Raw genomic sequence first — 20,108 nt, forward strand, 5'->3', positions numbered from 1 at the left:
GGCGGGCCTGCGCTGCAAACAAAGAGGGCGCGTGTGACAGGAATGATGTCGCTATTCGCCGGAGACGAAAGGGCATGCATACGAGTATCGTGAACGCATGGAAAGCGCCGACGCGCTTTTGCGAATCGGCGTTGTTCAAGCCCGAAAAACTGGACTAACCTGTTGTGTTAGAAGCGGTACCCGAGGTTCACATACGTGACGATCGGGTTCAGACGAATCTTCGTTTCCGATTGCACGTTGACGGGACCGATGGGCGTGTTCGCCGTCGTGTTCAGCTTTGCCGTCGTGGAAAGCGGCAGGTACGAAATCGAGAAGCCTGCAAACCAGTGATCGGTGAATGCGTAGGTGAAGCCGGCATTAAACACGGGCTCCCACGAACTATCCGTTGTCACGGTGGTCGGACCATGAAGTACGTTGTTCTGGAATGTGCCGTTCGTGATGTGCTCGTCGGTGAACCAGATACGGCTCACGCCGATACCGAGATACGGACGGAACTTCGCCTGCGGCTGGTTGAAGTAGTACTTGAGCAGCAGCGTCGGGCTCCACTGTTTTGCCGAACCGAGCTTGCCGTATTGCTCGAATGAGCCCGTGCCCTTCAGGTCGAATTGCGGCGGCACGCCGATCACGAATTCCGTAGCGATGTGATCGGTGACGAAGTAGCCGGCAGTAAAACCGATGGTGTCGCCATCGCCGAGTTCGGCGCCCGTATTGGGCACGGTGATGTTGACGGGCGTACCGTTGACGTTTGTCTCTTTCAACGGCTGACTACTGGACTGAGGCGCAAGATGGAACCACCCTGTCGTGACGAACATGCTGCCGGCCGATTGCGCGTGCGCTGTGGTTGTTATGCAAGCGAGTGCCGCGACCCCCAAGGCCTGTTTTAATTTCATTTGTGCTCCTCCAAAAAAGGCCCGCCAATTATGACCACAACGTTTCAAACAAACCATATGCGCCGGTTAGAGCGTTCTGCCTAGGCTTTTTGCGCTTTTCCGGCAGACCCGCACGGCGCGTGAAGCCGCGCCGGCACAGTTTTTCGGACCTTCGGGTATGTACCAACGCGACTTTGGATAATCCAGCATGGCACGGCTTGCACGTCTTTATGTCCCCGACCAGCCGCAGCACGTGATCCTGCGCGGACTCGACCAGCAGCCCGCATTCGTCGACGACCAGGATTACGAGCTGTTCATCGATTGCCTGAAAGCGGCTTCTCGCGATCACCATCTGTCCGTGCATGCGTACGCGCTGATGCCCGGCGCAGTGCAACTGCTCGTCACGCCCACCGACGAATCGAGCCTGCCCAAAGCCATGCAGGCAGTCGGCCGGCGCTACGTCGCGCACTTCAATCGCCGTTATTCGCGACGCGGCACGCTGTGGGAAGGCCGCTATCGCGCGACCGTCATCGAAGGCGAGAAGTACTTTCTGCTGGCGAGCCGCGTGGTCGAGTTGTCGCCCGTGCGCAATCAGCTGGTGAGCACGCCCGAAGACTATCGATGGTCCAGTTATCGGCATCACATCGGGCTAACCTTAGACAGTCTGATTACCGACCACCGTTTGTACTGGTCGCTCGGGAATACGCCGTTCGAACGTCAACGCGCATATCGCGAACTGTGCGAGCAGCCGCTCGACGAACGCGAGACCAATCAGCTGCAACAGGCCACCTTGAAGGGCTGGGTGCTCGGCAGCGATTCGTATCGGGAGTGGGCGGCGCGGGCGGCGAACCGGCGCGTTTCGCCGCTGCCGCGCGGCCGGCCGCGCAAGGTGCGGGAGACGCCGCAAACGCAATAAAGTCTTTGCGATCAGTCATTTGGCGGTGGTAACAAAAGCGAACGGCATCTCGATATGCCGTTTTCTTTTGCCCTGTTTTGATATGGCACCAATTAATAAGAGGGCAAATGCACCATATTGATAATTGGGGTTCGACCATCACATTTTGTTTGCTATTCCTTTGATTCGTCGCGTATATTCCGATTTCCGGCGTCCCGATGTGCAACTGCAACATCCCGCATCGCACATTCAGCGGTCGCCCGCGCGGTTACCCGCAAACCGCCGCAACGAGAAAAATGGTTCAACGGCCCCCACGGCCCCTGACAGACGGTGTCCCCATGAACGACCACCAGCAGCCGATTTCCACGGTTCCCGCCGCGCAGGGTCTTTACGACCCGCAGAACGAGCACGACGCATGCGGCGTCGGCTTCGTTGCGCATATCAAGGGCAAGAAAAGCCACGAGATCATCCAGCAAGGCCTGAAGATCCTCGAGAACCTCGATCACCGGGGCGCCGTCGGCGCCGATCCGCTGATGGGCGACGGCGCGGGCATCCTGATCCAGATTCCCGACTCGTTCTACCGCGAGGAAATGGCGAAGCAGGGCGTGACGTTGCCGCCCGCGGGCGAATACGGCGTCGGCATGATCTTTCTGCCAAAGGAACACGCATCGCGTCTCGCGTGCGAACAGGAGCTGGAGCGCACGGTAAAGGCCGAGGGCCAGGTCGTGCTCGGCTGGCGCGACGTGCCCGTCGACCACAACATGCCGATCTCGCCGACCGTGAAGGCGAGCGAGCCGCTGATCCGCCAGATCTTCATCGGCCGCGGCAAGGACATCATGGTGACGGACGCGCTGGAGCGGAAGCTGTACGTGATCCGCAAGACGGCGAGCCACCGCATCCAGGCGCTCAAGCTCAAGCACGGCAAGGAATACTTCGTGCCGTCGTGCTCGGCGCGCACGGTCGTCTACAAGGGTCTGCTGCTGGCGGGCCAGGTCGGCGTGTACTACCGCGACCTGCAGGACGAGCGCGTCGTGTCGGCGCTCGCGCTCGTGCACCAGCGCTTCTCGACCAACACGTTCCCGGCGTGGGAACTGGCTCACCCGTATCGCATGATCGCCCACAACGGCGAAATCAACACGGTGAAGGGCAACGTCAACTGGCTGAACGCGCGGACGGGCGCAATCGCCTCGCACGTGCTCGGCGACGATCTGCCGAAGCTCTGGCCGCTGATCTACCCGGGCCAATCGGACACGGCCTCGTTCGACAACTGTCTCGAACTGCTCGTGATGGCGGGCTACCCGCTCGTCCACGCGGTGATGATGATGATCCCGGAAGCATGGGAGCAGCACACGCTGATGGACGACAACCGCCGCGCGTTCTATGAATATCACGCCGCGATGATGGAGCCGTGGGACGGCCCCGCTGCCATCGCGTTCACCGACGGCCGCCAGATCGGCGCGACGCTAGACCGTAACGGCCTGCGTCCGGCGCGCTATATCATCACCGACGACGACCTCGTCATCATGGCGTCGGAAGCGGGCACGCTGCCCATTCCCGAATCGAAGATCGTCAAGAAGTGGCGTCTGCAGCCGGGCAAGATGTTCCTGATCGACATGGAGCATGGCCGCATCATCGACGACAAGGAACTGAAGGACAACCTCGCGAACGCCAAGCCGTACAAGAGCTGGATCGACGCGGTGACCATCAAGCTCGACGAAATCGAGCCGAACGCCGACGACGTCGCCACGGAGCGCCGCGAAGCGGCTGCGCTGCTCGACCGTCAGCAGGCATTCGGCTACACGCAGGAAGACCTCAAGTTCCTGATGGCGCCGATGGCGCAGGCAGGCGAAGAAGCCGTCGGCTCGATGGGCAACGACTCGCCGCTGGCCGTCATGTCCAACAAGAACAAGACGCTGTATCACTACTTCAAGCAGCTGTTCGCGCAGGTGACGAACCCGCCGATCGACCCGATCCGCGAAAACATGGTGATGTCGCTGGTGTCGTTCGTCGGTCCGAAGCCGAACCTGCTCGACACGAACAACATCAACCCGCCGATGCGTCTCGAAGTGTCGCAGCCTGTGCTCGACTTCAAGGACATCGCGAAAATCCGTGCGATCGATCAGTACACGGGCGGCAAGTTCAGCTCGTACGAACTGAACATCTGCTATCCGGCGGTGTGGGGCAAGGAAGGCATCGAAGCGCGCCTCGCGTCGCTGTGCGCGGAAGCCGTCGACGCCGTGAAGTCCGGCTACAACATGCTGATCGTGTCGGACCGCAAGACGGACCGCGACAACGTCGCGATCCCGGCGCTGCTTGCCACGTCCGCGATCCACACGCACCTCGTGCAGCAGGGTCTGCGCACGAGCACGGGTCTCGTCGTCGAAACGGGCTCGGCGCGTGAAACGCACCACTTCGCGCTGCTCGCGGGCTACGGCGCGGAAGCCGTTCACCCGTACCTCGCGATGGAAACGCTCGCGCAGATGGCAGCGGGCATGAAGGGCGACCTGTCGGCGGACAAGGCTGTCTACAACTTCACGAAGGCGGTCGGCAAGGGCCTGCACAAGGTCATGTCGAAGATGGGCATTTCGACGTACATGTCGTACACGGGCGCGCAGATTTTCGAAGCGGTCGGTCTCGCCGAAGATCTGGTGAACAAATACTTCAAGGGCACGGCGTCGAAGGTCGGCGGCATTGGCCTCTTCGAAGTGGCGGAAGAAGCGATCCGTCTGCATCGCGACGCGTTCGGCGACAACCCGGTCCTCGCGAACATGCTCGACGCGGGCGGCGAGTACGCATACCGCGTGCGCGGCGAAGACCATATGTGGACGCCGGACGCGATCGCGAAGCTGCAGCACTCGGCGCGCAGCAACTCGTACCAGACGTACAAGGAATACGCGCACCTGATCAACGACCAGACGAAGCGTCATATGACGTTCCGCGGCCTGTTCGAATTCAAGGTCGATCCGTCGAAGGCGATTCCGCTCGACGAAGTCGAATCGGCGAAGGAAATCGTCAAGCGCTTTGCAACGGGCGCAATGTCGCTCGGCTCGATCTCGACGGAAGCACACGCAACGCTGGCCGTCGCGATGAACCGCATCGGCGGCAAGTCGAACACGGGTGAAGGCGGCGAGGACGAAAACCGCTATCGCAACGAATTGCGCGGTATCCCGATCAAGAACGGCGACACGATGAAGTCGATTATCGGCGACGAAATCGTGACGGACATTCCGCTCAAGGAAGGCGATTCGCTGCGCTCGAAGATCAAGCAGGTGGCGTCGGGCCGTTTCGGCGTCACGGCGGAGTACCTGGCTTCGGCGGACCAGATCCAGATCAAGATGGCGCAGGGCGCGAAGCCGGGCGAAGGCGGCCAGCTGCCGGGCCACAAGGTGTCCGAGTACATCGGCAAGCTGCGTTACTCGGTGCCGGGCGTCGGTCTGATTTCGCCGCCGCCGCACCACGACATCTATTCGATCGAAGACCTCGCACAGCTGATTCACGATCTGAAGAACGTGAACTCGTCGTCGAGCATTTCGGTGAAGCTGGTGTCGGAAGTGGGTGTCGGCACGGTTGCCGCAGGCGTCGCGAAGGCCAAGGCCGATCACGTCGTGATCGCGGGCCACGACGGCGGCACGGGCGCATCGCCGCTATCGTCGGTGAAGCACGCCGGTACGCCGTGGGAACTCGGCCTCGCAGAAACGCAGCAGACGCTGGTGCTGAACCAGTTGCGCGGCCGTATCCGCGTGCAGGCCGACGGTCAGATGAAGACGGGCCGCGACGTCGTGATCGGCGCGCTGCTCGGCGCGGACGAATTCGGCTTCGCGACGGCGCCGCTCGTCGTCGAAGGCTGCATCATGATGCGCAAGTGCCACCTGAACACGTGCCCCGTCGGCGTCGCGACGCAAGACCCGGTTCTGCGCGCGAAATTCCAGGGCCAGCCTGAACATGTGGTGAACTTCTTCTTCTTCATCGCTGAAGAAGTACGCGAAATCATGGCGCAACTGGGCGTTCGCAAGTTCGACGACCTGATCGGTCACAGCGAATACCTCGACATGAAGAAGGGCATCGAGCACTGGAAGGCGAAGGGTCTCGACTTCTCGCGCGTGTTCTATCAGCCGAACGTGCCGCAGAGCGTCGCGCGTCTGCACGTCGAATCGCAGGATCACGGTCTCGACCGCGCGCTCGATCACACGCTGATCGAGAAGGCGAAGGCCGCGATTGAGAAGGGCGAGCACGTGTCGTTCATCCAGCCGGTGCGCAACGTGAACCGTACGGTCGGCGCGATGCTGTCCGGCGCGGTCGCGAAGAAGTACGGCCACGACGGTCTGCCCGACGACGCGATCCACATCCAGCTGAAGGGCACGGCGGGCCAGAGCTTCGGCGCGTTCCTCGCGAAGGGCATCACGCTGGATCTGGTCGGCGACGGCAACGACTATGTCGGCAAGGGCTTGTCGGGCGGCCGCATCATCATCCGTCCGACCAACGATTTCCGCGGCAAGTCTGAAGAAAACATCATCTGCGGCAACACGGTGATGTACGGCGCGATCGAAGGCGAATCGTTCTTCCGCGGCGTCGCGGGCGAGCGCTTCTGCGTGCGTAACTCGGGCGCGACGGCAGTCGTCGAAGGCACGGGCGATCACGGCTGCGAATACATGACGGGCGGCACGGTCGTGGTGCTCGGCGAAACGGGCCGTAACTTCGCGGCGGGCATGTCGGGCGGCGTCGCCTACGTGTTCGACGTCGACGGTTCGTTCGCGGCGAAGTGCAACAAGTCGATGGTCGCGCTCGACCCGGTGCTGCAACAGGCCGAACAGGAACGCACCGTCGACAAGGCGCTGTGGCATCTGGGCCAGACCGACGAAGCGCTGCTCAAGGGGCTCATCGAACGTCACTTCCAGTTCACGGGTTCGCCGCGTGCCAAGACGCTGCTCGAAAACTGGGATGCGTCGCGCCGTCAGTTCGTGAAGGTGTTCCCGACCGAATACAAGCGCGCGCTGGGCGAAATGGGCGCGAAGAAGGCTGCCAAGGAAGCGCTCGCGGCCTGATCGATACCCGAAGCCACTGACGACATAACGAAGCGCGCCTGCCGCTGGCGAACACGGCCATGCGGCGGGCGCCGATCCCCTCACCGATTCAGATAGACATAGAGAACCACATGGGCAAGGCAACCGGTTTTCTCGAGTTCGAGCGCCGTCACGAGGCGTACGAAGCACCCCTCACGCGCGTCAAGCACTACAAGGAATTCGTTTCGGCCCTGACAGACGACGAAGCGAAGATCCAGGGCGCGCGTTGCATGGACTGCGGCATCCCGTTCTGCAACAACGGCTGCCCGGTCAACAACGTCATTCCGGACTTCAACGACCTGGTGTTCCGTCAGGACTGGAAGAACGCAATCGAAGTTCTGCACTCGACGAACAACTTCCCCGAGTTCACGGGCAGGATCTGCCCGGCGCCGTGCGAAGCGGCGTGCACGCTCGGCATCAACGACGACCCGGTCGGCATCAAATCGATCGAACACGCGATCATCGACAAGGCGTGGTCCGAAGGCTGGGTCGCGCCGCAGCCGCCGAAGCACAAGACGGGCAAGAAGGTCGCCGTCGTCGGTTCGGGCCCCGCGGGCCTGGCCGCTGCGCAGCAACTCGCGCGGGCCGGCCATGACGTGACGGTGTTCGAGAAGAACGACCGTATCGGCGGCCTGCTGCGTTATGGCATCCCCGACTTCAAGCTGGAGAAGTGGCTGATCGACCGCCGCATGCGCCAGATGGAAGCCGAAGGCGTCACGTTCCGCGCGAACGTGTTCATCGGCAAGGACGCGTTGCCGGCGCACATCGCCAATACCGCGAAGGAAACCATCACGCCGGATCAACTGAAGGAACAGTTCGACGCCGTGATCCTGACGGGCGGTTCCGAGACGCCGCGCGATCTGCCCGTGCCGGGCCGCGAGCTCGCGGGCATCCATTACGCGATGGAATTCCTGCCGCAGCAGAACAAGGTCAACGCAGGCGACAAGGTCGCGGACCAGCTGCTCGCGAAGGGCAAGCATGTCGTCGTGATCGGCGGCGGCGATACGGGCTCGGACTGCGTCGGCACGTCGAACCGTCACGGCGCGAAGGGCGTCACGCAGTTCGAACTGCTGCCGCAGCCGCCGGAAGAAGAGAACAAGCCGCTCGTCTGGCCGTATTGGCCCGTCAAGCTGCGCACGTCGTCGTCGCATGAGGAAGGCTGCGAGCGCGATTGGGCTGTCGCGACGAAGCGGTTCGAAGGCAAGAACGGCAAGGTCGAGAAGCTGATCGCGGCGCGTGTCGAATGGAAGGACGGCAAGATGGTCGAGGTGCCGGGTTCCGAGTTCGAAATGAAGGCCGATCTCGTGTTGCTGGCGATGGGCTTTACGCAGCCCGTGTCGCCCGTGCTGGAAGCGTTCGGCGTTGACAAGGATGCGCGCGGCAACGTGCGTGCCGCAACGGAAGGCGACAAGGCTTATTACACGTCAGTCGACAAGGTGTTCACGGCGGGCGATATGCGCCGTGGCCAGTCCCTCGTGGTGTGGGCAATCCGCGAAGGCCGCCAGTGCGCACGTTCCGTCGATGCCTATCTGATGGGCCATTCGGAATTGCCCCGCTGAGATCTCCATCGTCGATGCGATGCCGCCGCGTGTATCTCGCGGCGAGCCGCCCTGTTTAGCAGGAGAGCGTGGAGACAGACGCGGGCACCGGCGATTCAACGCCGGGCAGTCACGTGAAAGCAATAGAGGCAGGACAGAGAACCGGGCGCTCGCAAGAGCGACCCGGTTTTTTTCTGACATGGCGCGATAATGTGGCGATTGGCGCAAACAAACGCGCAGGGGAGGTATCAGCGATGCAGCGTCCCGAACGTCAGTCGGATCCGCAAGCCGGTACGCCAGACCACGACGAGGCGGAGCAGGATGCCGCTCGCGAGAACGGCGAGTCGGAAGCCGCCGATCCGCAGCGCGACTACCAGCGCTGCTTCATCGCTCTCGTGCCCGACACGGCGACGCGCGACGCGCTGTCGGTTATTCCCGTGCCGCCCGCCGCGCGGCGCGTGCCGTACGATCAGCTGCATCTGACGGTCACCTTCATCGGCGCGCTGCCGCTCGACAAAAGCGCCGCGCTGATCGACGCAATCACGCGCGAAGCGGTGCCGCTCAAGCTCGCGCCCATCGCGAAGATCGAGCATTGGCCGGGTGCGTCGCATCCGCGCCTGACCGTGGCGACGCTCGCGATGTCCGACGAGTTCGTCGCCCTCGACTGGCGCGTGCGCTCGACGATGATCGCGCTCGGACTACCTGTGGATGCGCGCGCGTTCAGGCCGCATGTCACCCTTGCCCGTTATCGCCGCGATGCTGCCGCCGTCGGTCATGCGGCGGAACTGCCCGCCCGTCTCATCGCGCGTTTCGAAGCGCTGACGCTGTATTCGAGCACGCTGGCCCGCAACGGCGCGCGCTACAGATCGCTGGCGAGCGCGCCCGTCGTCTACGGTTGATGCGCGCGGCATCGGATGGCTTTTACGGGCCGTCTGCGTTCGCCGTCGTCCCGCCACACGAAAGACTCTCGGTAAGAACTGAGCGCGCCATCCCCAAGCCGTCCGGCTGCACGCCAACCAGGTATCCGGCGTCCCTGTATTCCGATTCCTTACTGACTGCTACCGCGTAACCTGAAAACTGTTTTCGTCCATTACACTGCGCATCGGCGCCTTAACCCGACGCGCCGGGCCGTCCACGTGCACGCATAGCGCGTGCGTCTTTCGCTCCTGCGCCGCACTTGCGCTGCACCCGCAACTTCTAGAAACACACGATGACTCTCACTGCGAAAGCGGACCTTTCGCGTGCCGCTGCATATGCCTTTCGTGCTTCGCCGCTTGCGATGTGGGAACTGCATGCAGCCGCAAACGCCGAGTGCGCGTCGCGCCGCCGCTTCCTGAAAGGCACGGCGGGCGCGCTACTGCTCTCCGGCGTGGGCAGCACGCTGCTGACGGCGTGCGGCGGCACCAATGCCGGCGCAGATCAGGCGCCGACGCCGCGCCTCGCGTCGCTGGAAAACTTTCGCGATGTGGGCGGCACGGCGGCGGGTTATCCGACCGTCGATGGCCGCGTGGTGAGGCGCAATGCGTTCTTCCGCTCGAATGCGCTGACGGAGAACGCCGCCGATGCCGCCGTGCTCGATTCGTTCGGCATGACGGCTGTCTACGATCTGCGTACGCCCGGCGAGGTCGACCGCGCTTCCGATGTCCTGCCCGCCAACGTGACGTATCAGAAGATCAACGTCACAGGACGCGCAGACGTGATGACGCCCGCTGCGGATAGCGCCGCGAGCGCGGCATCATGGATGGAACGGGCACAGCGTTTCTACGTGACGGATGCCGTGCAGCGCGAAGCGTTCGGCACGCTGCTCACGCAGCTGGCCTCGACGCCTGGCCCGCAGCTGATTCATTCGAGCGCGGGCAAGGACCGCGCGGGCTGGGCTGCCGCGTTGCTGCTGAGCATCGCGAACGTGCCGTTCGATGTGATCATGCAGGACTATCTGCTGTCGAACACCTATCTGGCGAACTCGATATCGGTGCGCGTCGAGGCGCGCCGTCAGGAAAGCGGCGATCTCGCCGCGAGCGTCGAGAAGACGCTGGCGAGCGTGCAGGCCAGCTATCTGCAGGCATCATTCGATCAGGTGCAGGCGAGCTACGGCACGATGTCGGGCTACCTGACGCGTGGACTCGGCCTGACTCAATCGACAATCGACACGCTGCGCGACCGTCTGCTGCTCTGAATTTCCCGCACAAAGAAAAAACGGCCCGTCCCAGGTGGCAGCGGGACGGACCGAACAGGGAGGCGCCGAGGACGCCGGATTGCACTATAGATCCCGGCTGGCGAAAACGGCGCAACCGTAAGGCAAGGTAAGCGCAAACGTCGCGCGCGTAATAGTGCGAAGCGCAAGCAGGTGCGAAGTGCGGATCGACAGCGCGCCAGTCCTGCTTCGATCAGACGTCCGGCACGGCGACAGGCATCGCGATGCGCACGTGCAGCCCGCCTTCCGGATGATTCTCCACGGTGCACTTGCCCCCGCGATGATGGGTGAGACGCACGACGATCGCGAGTCCGAGCCCGCAATGTCCTTCTCCGCCTCGCGCCGCGTCGAGCCGCACGAACGGCTTCATCGCGGCGGCGATGCGGTCTTCGGGAATGCCGCGACCATGATCGCGGACGTCGATGATCCATTGCTCGCCGTCGCGCGAAGTTGAAATGTCGACGGGCGGCGCGCCGTGCTCGAACGCGTTGTCGACGAGATTGGTGACGAGACGGTCCAGCAGCGTGCGCGGCAGCGTGAAACGCGAACCCGCCTGCAGATCGAGCCGGAAAAGCGCTGCTTCGGCGGTATCGTTATCGTCGTCTTCCGCGCCTTCGCTGCTGTCGTCCGTCGCCGAAAACTGCTCGCGCAGGAAACCGTCGACTTCCGTCATCGGTCCCGATTCCGCCGACTGTCCCGCGAACTCCAGGAACTGCTGCACGATATTGGTCAGCGAATCGACATCGCGGATCAGTCCGGCGCGTTCGTTCTCGTCGGCGAGCACGCTCGCGCGCAGCTTCAGGCGCGTGAGCGGCGCCTTCAGATCGTGTGCGACGCCCGCGAGCATCACAGCCTGGTCGTCGCCTGCTTCATTCAGACGTCGCATCATGTCGTTGAACGAACCGATCAGATCGCGCAGTTCGCGCGGCCCCTGTTCGGAGACGGGCTCGGGCCGTCCGCCCGAGCCGAACGCGCGCGCCGCGAGTGCGACACGCGTGAGCGGGCGCTGCATCTGCCACACCGCGAGCAGCGACAACAGCAATGCAGCGAGCAGCATCGAGACGGATTCGATCACGAAGCGCGGACGCGGCGGCACGTCGACGGGGATCACGACCCACATCGACTTGCGCGGAAAGCGCACCCACAGACGCGGCATATGCGTGTCGTCGACGGCGATTTCGGTGCCGGGCGGCAGGCTCGTGCGCAGGCGCCGCGTCAGTTCGACGAACGGCTTGCGCGTCGGCGGTTCGAGATGGATGGTGGCCGGCATGTTCCATGTCGGCACGAGATGCACGCGCAGCGCGGGCGCGACGTCGGCGCCGTTGACGGGCTCGCCGTTCGCGGCCTGCAATGCGAGCAGAATGCCGCGCGCGTAGCCGTCCACTTCGTGATGCGGCGGCTGCATCACGACGAGCACGAACCAGCCAGCCTGAATTGCAAACAGCACCGCCGACGAAAGCAACGCCATCCGGCCGAACAGCGTATTCAGCGGATTCCTGATGCGGGTCACGCGGAGATCACACGGTATCGGCGGCGAAGGGCGCGCCGTTCGGATCCGCGTCGGGGACGAACACATAGCCTTTGCCGCGCACGGTCTGCACGTAGCACGGATTCGACGGATCGTTTTCGATCACGCGGCGCAGACGCCAGATCGGCACATCGAGACTGCGGTCGCGGAACGGCAGATCGTCGCGATGCACGAGATCGTGAATCAGCACACGCGACAGCACCTTGTACGGATTGTTGACGAAGATCTTCAGCAGCGCGAACTCGCTGTCACGCAGCGTGACGCGCGTTTCGTCGCGCGACAGCGTGCGCGTCGCGAAGTCCAGTTCGAACGGACCGAAGCGATAACGCTTGCGTGCTTCGGGCGCGCTCGTCGTCGCGGGACCGCGCCGGCGCAGCACCGTCTGGATGCGCGCGAGCAGTTCGCGCGGATCGAACGGCTTCGTGATGTAGTCGTCGGCGCCGAGCGACAGCCCGATGATGCGATCGGCCACCGTGCCGCGCGCGGTCACGAAGATCACGGGAATGTCGTCGCCGGCGGCGCGCAACGCGGTGAGCGCACGCAGGCCGTCCGTGTTCGGCATCATGATGTCGAGCACGACGACGGAAGGCCGTTCCCGTTCGAGACGACGTTGCAGATGCGTGCCGTCGTGCAGCACGGATGCATCGTAGCCATTCGATTGCAGGAAGCGGCAAAGCAGATCGCGCACGACGGGATCGTCGTCGACGATGAGGACCTGTGGATTCATACCGAAATTCTAGTCTGGCATCGTGGCTCGCTGGTTGAAGCTTCCCTTACCAACACTTACTCATCCTCTCAGCCAGCAGATGTGCCGCGCGGCGCGAGGCAAACCATCCTTGCTGCGCGGGACTTTGCGGCACCTCGAGCGCGTTGCAGTCCGCAATATTTCCTCTGCGCGTGCGTTCCGGATCCTGGGCCAAAACGTATCGGGAATGCGACGTCTGAAAGATTTCGCGTGCATTCGCAAGCGGTCGTAAGCACCTCAGAAATCCGTGCGTTGCTTGAGCCATCGTGAAAGCGGGGCAGACGGGATCATTCGCTATGCCATAAGCCGCCGTGTGGTTGGTCGCAGCGATGCAATCGCGACGCGCACGGCGTTCCGAAGACTCTCGCACTTCATGAGGTTTGCCATGACTGTTCAGAACAACCACTTCACCACGCAATTGCAGAACATCGCGCGTCCGGCTGCAACGGACAAAACGTCGTCGCACAGCGCGTCCGCGTCCGCGTCCACGTCGACGACGACGGCGGCGCCGACGGGCGCAGGCGCGGCACCCGCTCCCGCGGCCCCCACCGGTCTCGTCGGCAATCACGTCAACACGACGGCCTGAGCTGCCGGAGTTCGCCGTGCCGAAATCACGCTTTCTCTTACGCGCGCTGCGTGCCGCGGCGCGTCTCGCGATGTGGTCGGCCATGGGTGCGGCGGTCTTGCCGCTCGACGGTTGTGCCGTCGCGGCGCTGCCGTGCCGGCTGACCTCGATGACGCTGAAGATTCTGCCCGTCGTCGGCCACGTGGCCGCGACGCCGTTCGACGCCTGTGCCGCAGCCATCGACTGAGCTGCGACCATCGATTACGCGGGGCGAGCCATGCAACTCACTTCGATCGGGCGCGCGCTGACAGCATGCGCCGTCGCCATGTCATGCGCGCTGCTGCCGTTGGCTGCGGACGCGCAGAACATGTTGTCGCCGCAACAGGCGGCGGCGCTGCGCATGTCGCCCGCGGCCGTGAAGAAACGCGCCGTCGACAAGCCGTATGCGTTTCGCGGCATTCCCCTCGGCATCACGCTCGACGAGTTTCGCGCCGTCTCGCGCGTGCGTGCGACGCCGCTCGGCAGCGTGCCCGTGTGCGAGACGGACAACGTCGCGGGTTCGCTCGGCATGCGGCTGAAGACATCGCAGAGCCTGACGATCGCGTGCCAGTGGGCGCATCGCGCGGCGGACGGCTGGGCGGTGTCGCGTGCCGTCGTGGACGGCACGCCTGCCGATGAGCACGTGCTGCGCTTCGTGCGCGTCGACGGACAGAGCGCGTTTCGTCTGTACGAGATTTCGTTCGTGATCGACGAGATCACGGCCGACGATCTGCGCGACGCGTTCGAGGACCGCTACGGCACGCCGCGCACGTCGACCCAGGTCGCCTCGCCGACGGCGGGCACGCTGCCCGTCTACATCTGGGAAAACGACGTGAGCTCGATCACGTTGTGCCTGTTGCCCGCGACGCACAACGCGACGCTCACTTATCTGCTGAAGGATCCCGACGCGTACATGAAGTCGGTCGTGCGCCAGTGGCAGACGAGCAGCCCCGACGCGGGCTGAACAACCAGCCAATTAGCTTGTTGGCTTCAATGGACGCAAAGGCCGCACACATCATGAACGCCATGCACATGCCACGCGCCGTCGCCGTACTGACCAGCGCCGCCGCTTTCTACGCGCTTGCCGGTTGCGGCAGCACGAAAGACTCGATCGTCGACACACCGATGCTGCCGCCGCTCGCGAGCGCGCCGCTCAACGTGAACACGCAGGGCTCGATCTATCAGGCGGGGCAGAGCCTGCTGCTGTACGAGACGCCGCGTGCGCAGCATATCGGCGACGTGCTGACAATCCGGCTGTCCGAGTCGTACACCGGCTCGAACAGCACGAACGCGCAGGCGAGCCGTGCGAGCGATATCACGGCGGAAGCCGCCGATAAATCGACAGGCACGGCGGCGCGTCTTGCGCGGCTTTTCAACATCGGCTCGGCGAGCACGACGTTCAAGGGGCAGGGATCGATTGCCGATACGAGCGGCATGACGGGCACGCTCGCCGTGACCGTGATCGGCACGATGCCGACGGGCAATCTCGTCGTATCGGGCGAGAAGGTGATTTCGATGGGCGGCAACCGCGACCGGTTGCGTCTGTCGGGCATCGTGAACCCGAAGGACGTCGAGGCAGGCAATTACGTCGCGTCGAGCAAGGTGGCGAATGCGCGCATCGAGCAGGCGGGGCAGGGCATGCTCGCCGATTCGACGACGCTCGGCTGGCTGCAGCGCATGTTCATGAGCGTGCTGACGTTCTGATTTTCTTGCGCGGGTTTTGTCTCGATGGTCCGCGCCTTTCCCTGATTTTGTGGCTTGCAGCGCGTCAGAGATTCGCGACGGGCGCGTCGTAGCGTTCCGCTGCGCCGATCTCGCCGTCCGGCACGAACACATAGCCTTTGCCCCATACGGTCTGCACGTAGCGCGGCTCGGACGGATCGACTTCGATCAACCGGCGCAGACGCCAGATCGACACATCGAGGCTGCGATTGCGGTGCGTGTCGGTGGCGCCGTGCAGCTTTTCGAGCAGTTGCGCGCGCGTGAGGACTGACATCGCGTGCGAGACGAATACTTTGAGCATGGCGAATTCGCTGGAGCGCAGCGCGATGCGTTCGCCGTCGCGGCGCAGTTCGCGCGCGGGGAAGTTGACTTCGAAGCGGCCGAAGCGATACGGCGCGCGATTTTCGGGCGCGCTTGGCGCTGCGCTTTCGCGACGGCGCAGCACGCTGCGGATGCGCGCGACGAGTTCGCTGGGATCGAACGGCTTGCCGAGGTAGTCGTCGGCGCCGAGTTCGAGACCGATCACGCGATCGATCACATCCGCGCGCGCGGTGAGCAGGATCACGGGGATGTTGTCGCCAGCGAGGCGCAGCGCGCGCAACGCGCTGATGCCGTCGAGCTCCGGCATCATGATGTCGAGCACGACGAGCGCGGGCCGCTCGTGCTGGAGCGCCTGCTGCAACGCCATGCCGTTTTCGAGCACGGAGACCGTGAAGCCTCGGCCTTGCAGATAGTCGCGCACGATGTCGCGGACGACGGGGTCGTCGTCGACGACCATAATGGTTGAGTTCATCCGGGCGATAGTAGTGATTTGGTGCTTCGCGCGGAAGGTTGGGGTGCTTTCCAAATCTTTCGTCTGTAAGAGGTTTTTGTCTGCGACGCTAGTCGCCATTCTTGGCTTTTTGGGTTTTGATTTTTGCTGCGCTGGCATCCGCGAATTCGTATCGGTGCTTCAGGCGTTGCCCCTGTGCGGGGCGGCACTTACTTTCTTTGCCGCCGCAAAGAAAGTAAGCAAAGAAAGCGGGCTCACCCCGCCAGTGCTAGTCGTTGCCTGCGGGCCCCCGTCGGGTCCCGCACTCCACACGGCATTGCACTGTCTCACGCCGTTGCCAGCGTGCTAACTCAAGCCTCACCCACTTCGCATGCCCGCGTCACTTACCGCGTTACCAGGAAGTCCACCGCCGCCCAGGTGGCAAACGGTGTGTAGGCCGTCGCGCCGTAAGTGCACCACTCCGGACTGAAAAGCGGGATCGGTGTCGTAGGGGCGCCAATGCGTAAGGTGCGACAAGCTACACACCGTTTGCCACCTGGGCTGCGCAGACGGTTCGCTGCCGCTGGCTGCGCTACGGGTGACTGGAGTGGGGGATGCGCCGGTTTAGCGCGCTGGCAACGAGCAACAAATAGCGTGTTGCCGTGTGGAGTGCGGGACCCGTGGGGGGCCCGCAGGCAACGACCAGAACTGGCGGTGTGAGCGGCTTTCTTTTGCCTACTTTTCTTTGCCGCTGCAAAGAAAAGTAGGTGCCGCCCCGCACAGGGGCAACGCGTGAAGTACGGATACGAAATCGCGGATGCCAGCGCAGCAAACAGCAAACAGCAAACAGCAAACAGCAAACAGCAAACAGCAAACAGCAAACAGCAAAAAGCAAAAAGCAAAAAGCAAAAAGCAAAAAGCAAAAAGCAAAAAGCAAAAAGCAAAAGCAAAAAGCAAAAAGCAAAAAACCAAACCGGCGTTAGCGAGAGAGAGAACTCAATTCCCAAGAGCAGAAGTCTGAATAGTCTCAGGCACTGACAAATTCTCCACCTGATTCACGACCATCTTTCCGATCAACCCATCGAGCTTCACAGAAGCGCTAGAAAACCGATCGACGCCGAGCCCGCCGGTTTGATACCGCGCAGTAACGAGAATCCGCCCATGCTGGATCAAAGTAAGATCGATCATGGACAGGTACTGAGTAGCCTCATCGCTAAAAGACCGCTTGCCGTAATCGACAGAAGCGTTATAGACAAGACGCGCTTCGCACCCGGCCGGCGACGTGCCCGGGTTATAAACATCCGAGCGAATCCCGCGCCGATCGAGCGCGAGTTGCAGCGCAGGTACGAAGTCGCCCACGGAGACCAGCTGGTTCACCTCGATGCAAACCGTGCGGATCTTCGCGGGCCGTCCATTGACGAAGGTCGGCGACGAATAGTTCGACGCGATCGCGTAGCCCGCCTGGATCACGGACCCCGTCGCGTCGGCAGCCGTGATCAGCGTCCACGCGCAGCCGCCCAGCGACAGCAGGCATGCCGCCGCGAGCACGATCCGCAAGACCTGCGCGAGAGAAAGGGCAATCACGATGCGCTCGCGAACACGTTGTTGAATTGACGCCGGCTGACGAACGGACGCTTAGCGCGCGATGCGCAGACGCAGTTCGTTCTGGCCTTGCACGCTCGCCGTCACGCTCACGCGGCGGTCGGCCGTCGTCACGATGAAGTGCTGGCGCGTCGGCGTATTGAGGTCGTGCACGACGTTCGGGAAGCACGCGGCGATGTCTGCGCCGATTTCTTCGAGCGGATCGTTGACGAAGCCATCGGCTTCCCAGTGCGCGCGCCAGCGGCAATCGTACGAATGCGTGCTGGCGCGGCAATCGTCGATCTGATCGACGCCGGGCAGCTTCGCAGCCGGTTCGTCGCGCAGCTTCTTGAAATCCGCGGACGAGACGATGTGCGACAGTGCCGGGCAGACGTCGGCGGGTTCGGCCTGATGCACGGGCGCGGTCTGCGCGGCGTTCGCGGCCGTCGCGAACAGCAGCGCGGCCGTGGCCGCCAGCGCGGCGTTGCGGCCGGACTGCGCGAAGTGAACAGACAAACGAAGAGACAAACCAGAAGACAAGCGGGAAAACGAGGGAAGGCGGCGGTCGAGTGACATGGCAGGTATTTCCAGTGACGTTGAAGATGCGTCGCGGGCTGCGCCAGGGGAGCGTTTGGCCCACGATGCAATGGTCGTTGGAATTGCCCGCGCGCAAAGCACGGAACAGCGCATGCGCTTCGAGAGTGCTTTCGAGCTATTGGGAAATCTTTCGAGATGTTGCGCCAGTTCGGTGGCGCGTAAGACTTGCGCGTGACGGGCACGGTCTCATTCTCAGAGATCGCGCCCGTCACGGACACTATGCAGGCGTCACGTCGCTTACGCCGCTTCGCGCTCGATTGCGCGTTCGATGAACAGCGTCTGATCGTGGAACGCTTCGAGCGTCTTGCGATGCGCGACGCTCACAATAGCCGCGTTCGGCAGACGTTCGATCAGCGCGTTGTAGATGTTGCTTTCGTTGTCCGGATCGAGCGCGCTGGTCGCCTCGTCGAGGAACAGGAACTCGGGCTGCTGAAGCAACGCGCGCGCAGCCGCGAGACGCTGCTGCTCGCCGGGCGACAGCGAACGTTCCCAGTGCGCCGATTCGCCGAGCCGGTCCGCGAACTCCGACAGTCGGCAGACGGCGAGCACCTCGCGGCATGCTTCGTCGGAAAACGCCGTTGCATCCGACGGATAGCAGAGGGCCGCCTTCAGCGTGCCGATAGGCAGATAACTGCGCTGCGGGATGAACAGCAGTTTCGCGTCGGCGGGCATTTCGATCGTGCCTTCGCCGAACGGCCACAGACCCGCGAGGGTGCGCATCAACGTGCTCTTGCCCGCGCCCGACGGACCGCGCACAAGCCAGCGCGACTTCGGCGCGATGCGGAACGAGCCGACGTTCGCCATCGGTTCGCCGTCCGGGCGCTGCAGACGCAGGTTCGTGACGTCGATCGAATCGATGTCCGTCAGATGCACGTTGATGCCGCCGTGCGCCGTCCCTTCGACGACCGACTCGTGCAGATGCTGCGAGCGCATCACGCGATGGAATTCCCGCAGACGGTTCACGGTAGCGCGCCACTCGGCGAGCGAATCGTAATTGTTGATGAACCAGGAAAACGAATCGCTGACCGTGCCGAATGCGCCCGTCACCTGCTGGTACACGCCGAGCGAAATCGACTTCGAGAAATACTTCGGCGCGGCGGCGATATACGGAAACACGATGGCCAGCTGCGAGTAACTGATCACGACGATGTTGAAGCGCCGCGTGAAGCGCATGATCAGACGCCAGTTGTCGCGGATGTGTCCGAACACGCCCTTGAGCGCCTGCACTTCCGAACGTTCGCCCTGATACAGCGCGATCTGGTCGGCGTTCTCGCGGATGCGGATCAGCGAGAAACGGAAGTCGGCTTCCACGCGCTGCTGCTGGTAGTTGATCGACACCAGCGGATGGTTGACCTTGTGCGTGACCCACGAGCCAAGCGCCGCATAGACGAGCGCCGCCCACACCATGTAGCCCGGAATCGATATCTCCGTGCCGAACACGTGGAACGCGAGCGCGCCCGACAGGTTCCACAGGATCACGATGAACGAGAACAGCGTGACGGTGGTCGACAGCAGTCCGAGCGACAGATTCAGCGTTGCGCTCGCCAACCCTTGCAGGTCGGCGGAAACCCGCTGGTCGGGGTTGTCGGCGAGACTGTCGCGCTCGATCCGGTAATACGCGCGGTCGCCGAGCCAGTCGTTCAGATAGCGGTCGGTGAGCCACTGCCGCCAGCGGAACTCGAGCATCTGGCGGAAGTACGTCCGGTAGGAGCCGAGCAGGATCAGCGCGAGCGCGATGACCGTGAACTGCAGCAGCGATTCCTTGAAGACGGGATAGTTGTACTGCTGGATCGCGTCGAAGAACGTGCGTTGCCAGCTGTTGAACCAGACGTTGGCCGCGACCATCGTCATGTTCATCGCGATGACCAGCGCGAGCAGTCCCCGCGCTTTCCACCGATCCTCGGACACCCAGTAGGGCTTGATGAGGCCCCACGCGGTGACATCCGACGGATTTTTCGAGTTGTCGATCATAAGCGTCCTTTCATACGGTCGGCCCGGGCGGCAACGCGATGCATTGCGTTGCC

General features: G+C 63.1%; 17 protein-coding genes. 10 read left to right on the forward strand and 7 right to left on the reverse strand.

Annotated elements, in window-relative coordinates:
* Nucleotides 1-167: 167 nt before the first annotated feature.
* Nucleotides 168-890: an OmpW/AlkL family protein gene (locus FRZ40_RS12750; RefSeq protein WP_147234285.1), complete on the reverse strand. Its 723-nt coding sequence runs from the start codon at nt 888-890 to the stop codon at nt 168-170.
* A 187-nt stretch (nt 891-1,077) separates the two neighbouring features.
* Between FRZ40_RS12750 and FRZ40_RS12755 the strand changes: the two genes are divergently transcribed.
* The 5 genes from FRZ40_RS12755 to FRZ40_RS12775 all read left to right on the forward strand — a co-directional run bounded on the left by FRZ40_RS12755 (nt 1,078) and on the right by FRZ40_RS12775 (nt 10,538).
* Nucleotides 1,078-1,785, forward strand: coding sequence for a transposase (locus FRZ40_RS12755; RefSeq protein ID WP_028367621.1), 708 nt, complete (start codon nt 1,078-1,080; stop codon nt 1,783-1,785).
* Nucleotides 1,786-2,102: 317 nt separating this feature from the next.
* The gene (locus FRZ40_RS12760) at nt 2,103-6,806 is read left to right on the forward strand and encodes a glutamate synthase-related protein (protein WP_167528651.1); all 4,704 of its coding nucleotides are present in this window, start codon (nt 2,103-2,105) and stop codon (nt 6,804-6,806) included.
* A gap of 110 nt (nt 6,807-6,916) precedes the next feature.
* A complete protein-coding gene (locus FRZ40_RS12765) occupies nt 6,917-8,383 on the forward strand; it encodes a glutamate synthase subunit beta (RefSeq protein WP_028367619.1) in 1,467 nt (488 codons plus the stop codon).
* Between the two features lie 233 nt (nt 8,384-8,616).
* A complete protein-coding gene (thpR, locus tag FRZ40_RS12770) occupies nt 8,617-9,261 on the forward strand; it encodes an RNA 2',3'-cyclic phosphodiesterase (protein WP_035542342.1) in 645 nt (214 codons plus the stop codon).
* Nucleotides 9,262-9,572: 311 nt separating this feature from the next.
* Nucleotides 9,573-10,538, forward strand: coding sequence for a tyrosine-protein phosphatase (locus FRZ40_RS12775; protein WP_147234287.1), 966 nt, complete (start codon nt 9,573-9,575; stop codon nt 10,536-10,538).
* Between the two features lie 211 nt (nt 10,539-10,749).
* Here FRZ40_RS12775 and FRZ40_RS12780 read toward each other — a convergent pair whose 3' ends face one another.
* Both FRZ40_RS12780 and FRZ40_RS12785 read right to left on the reverse strand, forming a co-directional pair.
* A complete protein-coding gene (locus tag FRZ40_RS12780; protein WP_167528664.1) occupies nt 10,750-12,057 on the reverse strand; it encodes an ATP-binding protein in 1,308 nt (435 codons plus the stop codon).
* Between the two features lie 16 nt (nt 12,058-12,073).
* Complete coding sequence (locus tag FRZ40_RS12785; RefSeq protein ID WP_028367615.1) at nt 12,074-12,811, reverse strand: response regulator; 738 nt, start codon at nt 12,809-12,811, stop codon at nt 12,074-12,076.
* A 403-nt stretch (nt 12,812-13,214) separates the two neighbouring features.
* Between FRZ40_RS12785 and FRZ40_RS12790 the strand changes: the two genes are divergently transcribed.
* From FRZ40_RS12790 to FRZ40_RS12805, 4 genes are read left to right on the forward strand one after another with little or no spacing between them, the layout of a single operon-like run.
* Nucleotides 13,215-13,415 carry a hypothetical protein gene (locus FRZ40_RS12790; protein WP_147234289.1) on the forward strand — a complete coding sequence of 67 codons (201 nt, stop codon included), beginning with the start codon at nt 13,215-13,217 and terminating at the stop codon, nt 13,413-13,415.
* A gap of 16 nt (nt 13,416-13,431) precedes the next feature.
* Nucleotides 13,432-13,641, forward strand: a complete 210-nt coding sequence (locus tag FRZ40_RS12795) for a DUF6726 family protein (RefSeq protein ID WP_035542339.1) — start codon at nt 13,432-13,434, stop codon at nt 13,639-13,641.
* A 30-nt stretch (nt 13,642-13,671) separates the two neighbouring features.
* Entirely contained in the window at nt 13,672-14,397 is a 726-nt protein-coding gene (locus tag FRZ40_RS12800) for a hypothetical protein (RefSeq protein ID WP_147234290.1), read from the forward strand.
* A 53-nt stretch (nt 14,398-14,450) separates the two neighbouring features.
* Entirely contained in the window at nt 14,451-15,137 is a 687-nt protein-coding gene (locus FRZ40_RS12805; RefSeq protein WP_035542352.1) for a flagellar basal body L-ring protein FlgH, read from the forward strand.
* Between the two features lie 64 nt (nt 15,138-15,201).
* On the opposite strand, the gene FRZ40_RS12810 is transcribed toward FRZ40_RS12805, so the two are convergent.
* The gene (locus tag FRZ40_RS12810; RefSeq protein ID WP_028367610.1) at nt 15,202-15,948 is read right to left on the reverse strand and encodes a response regulator; all 747 of its coding nucleotides are present in this window, start codon (nt 15,946-15,948) and stop codon (nt 15,202-15,204) included.
* Nucleotides 15,949-16,723: 775 nt separating this feature from the next.
* On the opposite strand from FRZ40_RS12810, the gene FRZ40_RS12815 reads away from it, so the two are divergent.
* Nucleotides 16,724-16,927 (forward strand): hypothetical protein, encoded by a 204-nt coding sequence (locus FRZ40_RS12815; protein ID WP_158646997.1) that lies wholly within the window; start codon nt 16,724-16,726, stop codon nt 16,925-16,927.
* Here FRZ40_RS12815 and FRZ40_RS12820 read toward each other — a convergent pair.
* From FRZ40_RS12820 to FRZ40_RS12830, 3 genes are all read right to left on the reverse strand, one after another.
* Complete coding sequence (locus tag FRZ40_RS12820) at nt 16,903-17,487, reverse strand: hypothetical protein (protein WP_420873863.1); 585 nt, start codon at nt 17,485-17,487, stop codon at nt 16,903-16,905. The two genes, FRZ40_RS12815 and FRZ40_RS12820, sit on opposite strands and share 25 nt — an antisense overlap.
* A 54-nt stretch (nt 17,488-17,541) precedes the next feature.
* Nucleotides 17,542-18,063: a hypothetical protein gene (locus tag FRZ40_RS12825; protein WP_147234292.1), complete on the reverse strand. Its 522-nt coding sequence runs from the start codon at nt 18,061-18,063 to the stop codon at nt 17,542-17,544.
* A gap of 258 nt (nt 18,064-18,321) precedes the next feature.
* Nucleotides 18,322-20,055 (reverse strand): ABC transporter ATP-binding protein/permease, encoded by a 1,734-nt coding sequence (locus FRZ40_RS12830; protein WP_028367607.1) that lies wholly within the window; start codon nt 20,053-20,055, stop codon nt 18,322-18,324.
* Between the last annotated feature and the right edge of the window lie 53 nt (nt 20,056-20,108).

Origin of the sequence: Paraburkholderia azotifigens (assembly GCF_007995085.1) — a bacterium.
Lineage (GTDB): Bacteria > Pseudomonadota > Gammaproteobacteria > Burkholderiales > Burkholderiaceae > Paraburkholderia > Paraburkholderia azotifigens.

Bases quoted from the DNA above. Each gene is read 5' to 3' on its own strand.
- FRZ40_RS12750 (WP_147234285.1), bottom strand. From the start codon at position 890: ATGAAATTAAAACAGGCCTTGGGGGTCGCGGCACTCGCTTGCATAACA.
- FRZ40_RS12755 (WP_028367621.1), top strand. From the start codon at position 1,078: ATGGCACGGCTTGCACGTCTTTATGTCCCCGACCAGCCGCAGCACGTG.
- FRZ40_RS12760 (WP_167528651.1), top strand. From the start codon at position 2,103: ATGAACGACCACCAGCAGCCGATTTCCACGGTTCCCGCCGCGCAGGGT.
- FRZ40_RS12765 (WP_028367619.1), top strand. From the start codon at position 6,917: ATGGGCAAGGCAACCGGTTTTCTCGAGTTCGAGCGCCGTCACGAGGCG.
- thpR (WP_035542342.1), top strand. From the start codon at position 8,617: ATGCAGCGTCCCGAACGTCAGTCGGATCCGCAAGCCGGTACGCCAGAC.
- FRZ40_RS12775 (WP_147234287.1), top strand. From the start codon at position 9,573: ATGACTCTCACTGCGAAAGCGGACCTTTCGCGTGCCGCTGCATATGCC.
- FRZ40_RS12785 (WP_028367615.1), bottom strand. From the start codon at position 12,811: ATGAATCCACAGGTCCTCATCGTCGACGACGATCCCGTCGTGCGCGAT.
- FRZ40_RS12790 (WP_147234289.1), top strand. From the start codon at position 13,215: ATGACTGTTCAGAACAACCACTTCACCACGCAATTGCAGAACATCGCG.
- FRZ40_RS12800 (WP_147234290.1), top strand. From the start codon at position 13,672: ATGCAACTCACTTCGATCGGGCGCGCGCTGACAGCATGCGCCGTCGCC.
- FRZ40_RS12805 (WP_035542352.1), top strand. From the start codon at position 14,451: ATGAACGCCATGCACATGCCACGCGCCGTCGCCGTACTGACCAGCGCC.
- FRZ40_RS12810 (WP_028367610.1), bottom strand. From the start codon at position 15,948: ATGAACTCAACCATTATGGTCGTCGACGACGACCCCGTCGTCCGCGAC.
- FRZ40_RS12815 (WP_158646997.1), top strand. From the start codon at position 16,724: ATGCCAGCGCAGCAAACAGCAAACAGCAAACAGCAAACAGCAAACAGC.
- FRZ40_RS12825 (WP_147234292.1), bottom strand. From the start codon at position 18,063: ATGTCACTCGACCGCCGCCTTCCCTCGTTTTCCCGCTTGTCTTCTGGT.
- FRZ40_RS12830 (WP_028367607.1), bottom strand. From the start codon at position 20,055: ATGATCGACAACTCGAAAAATCCGTCGGATGTCACCGCGTGGGGCCTC.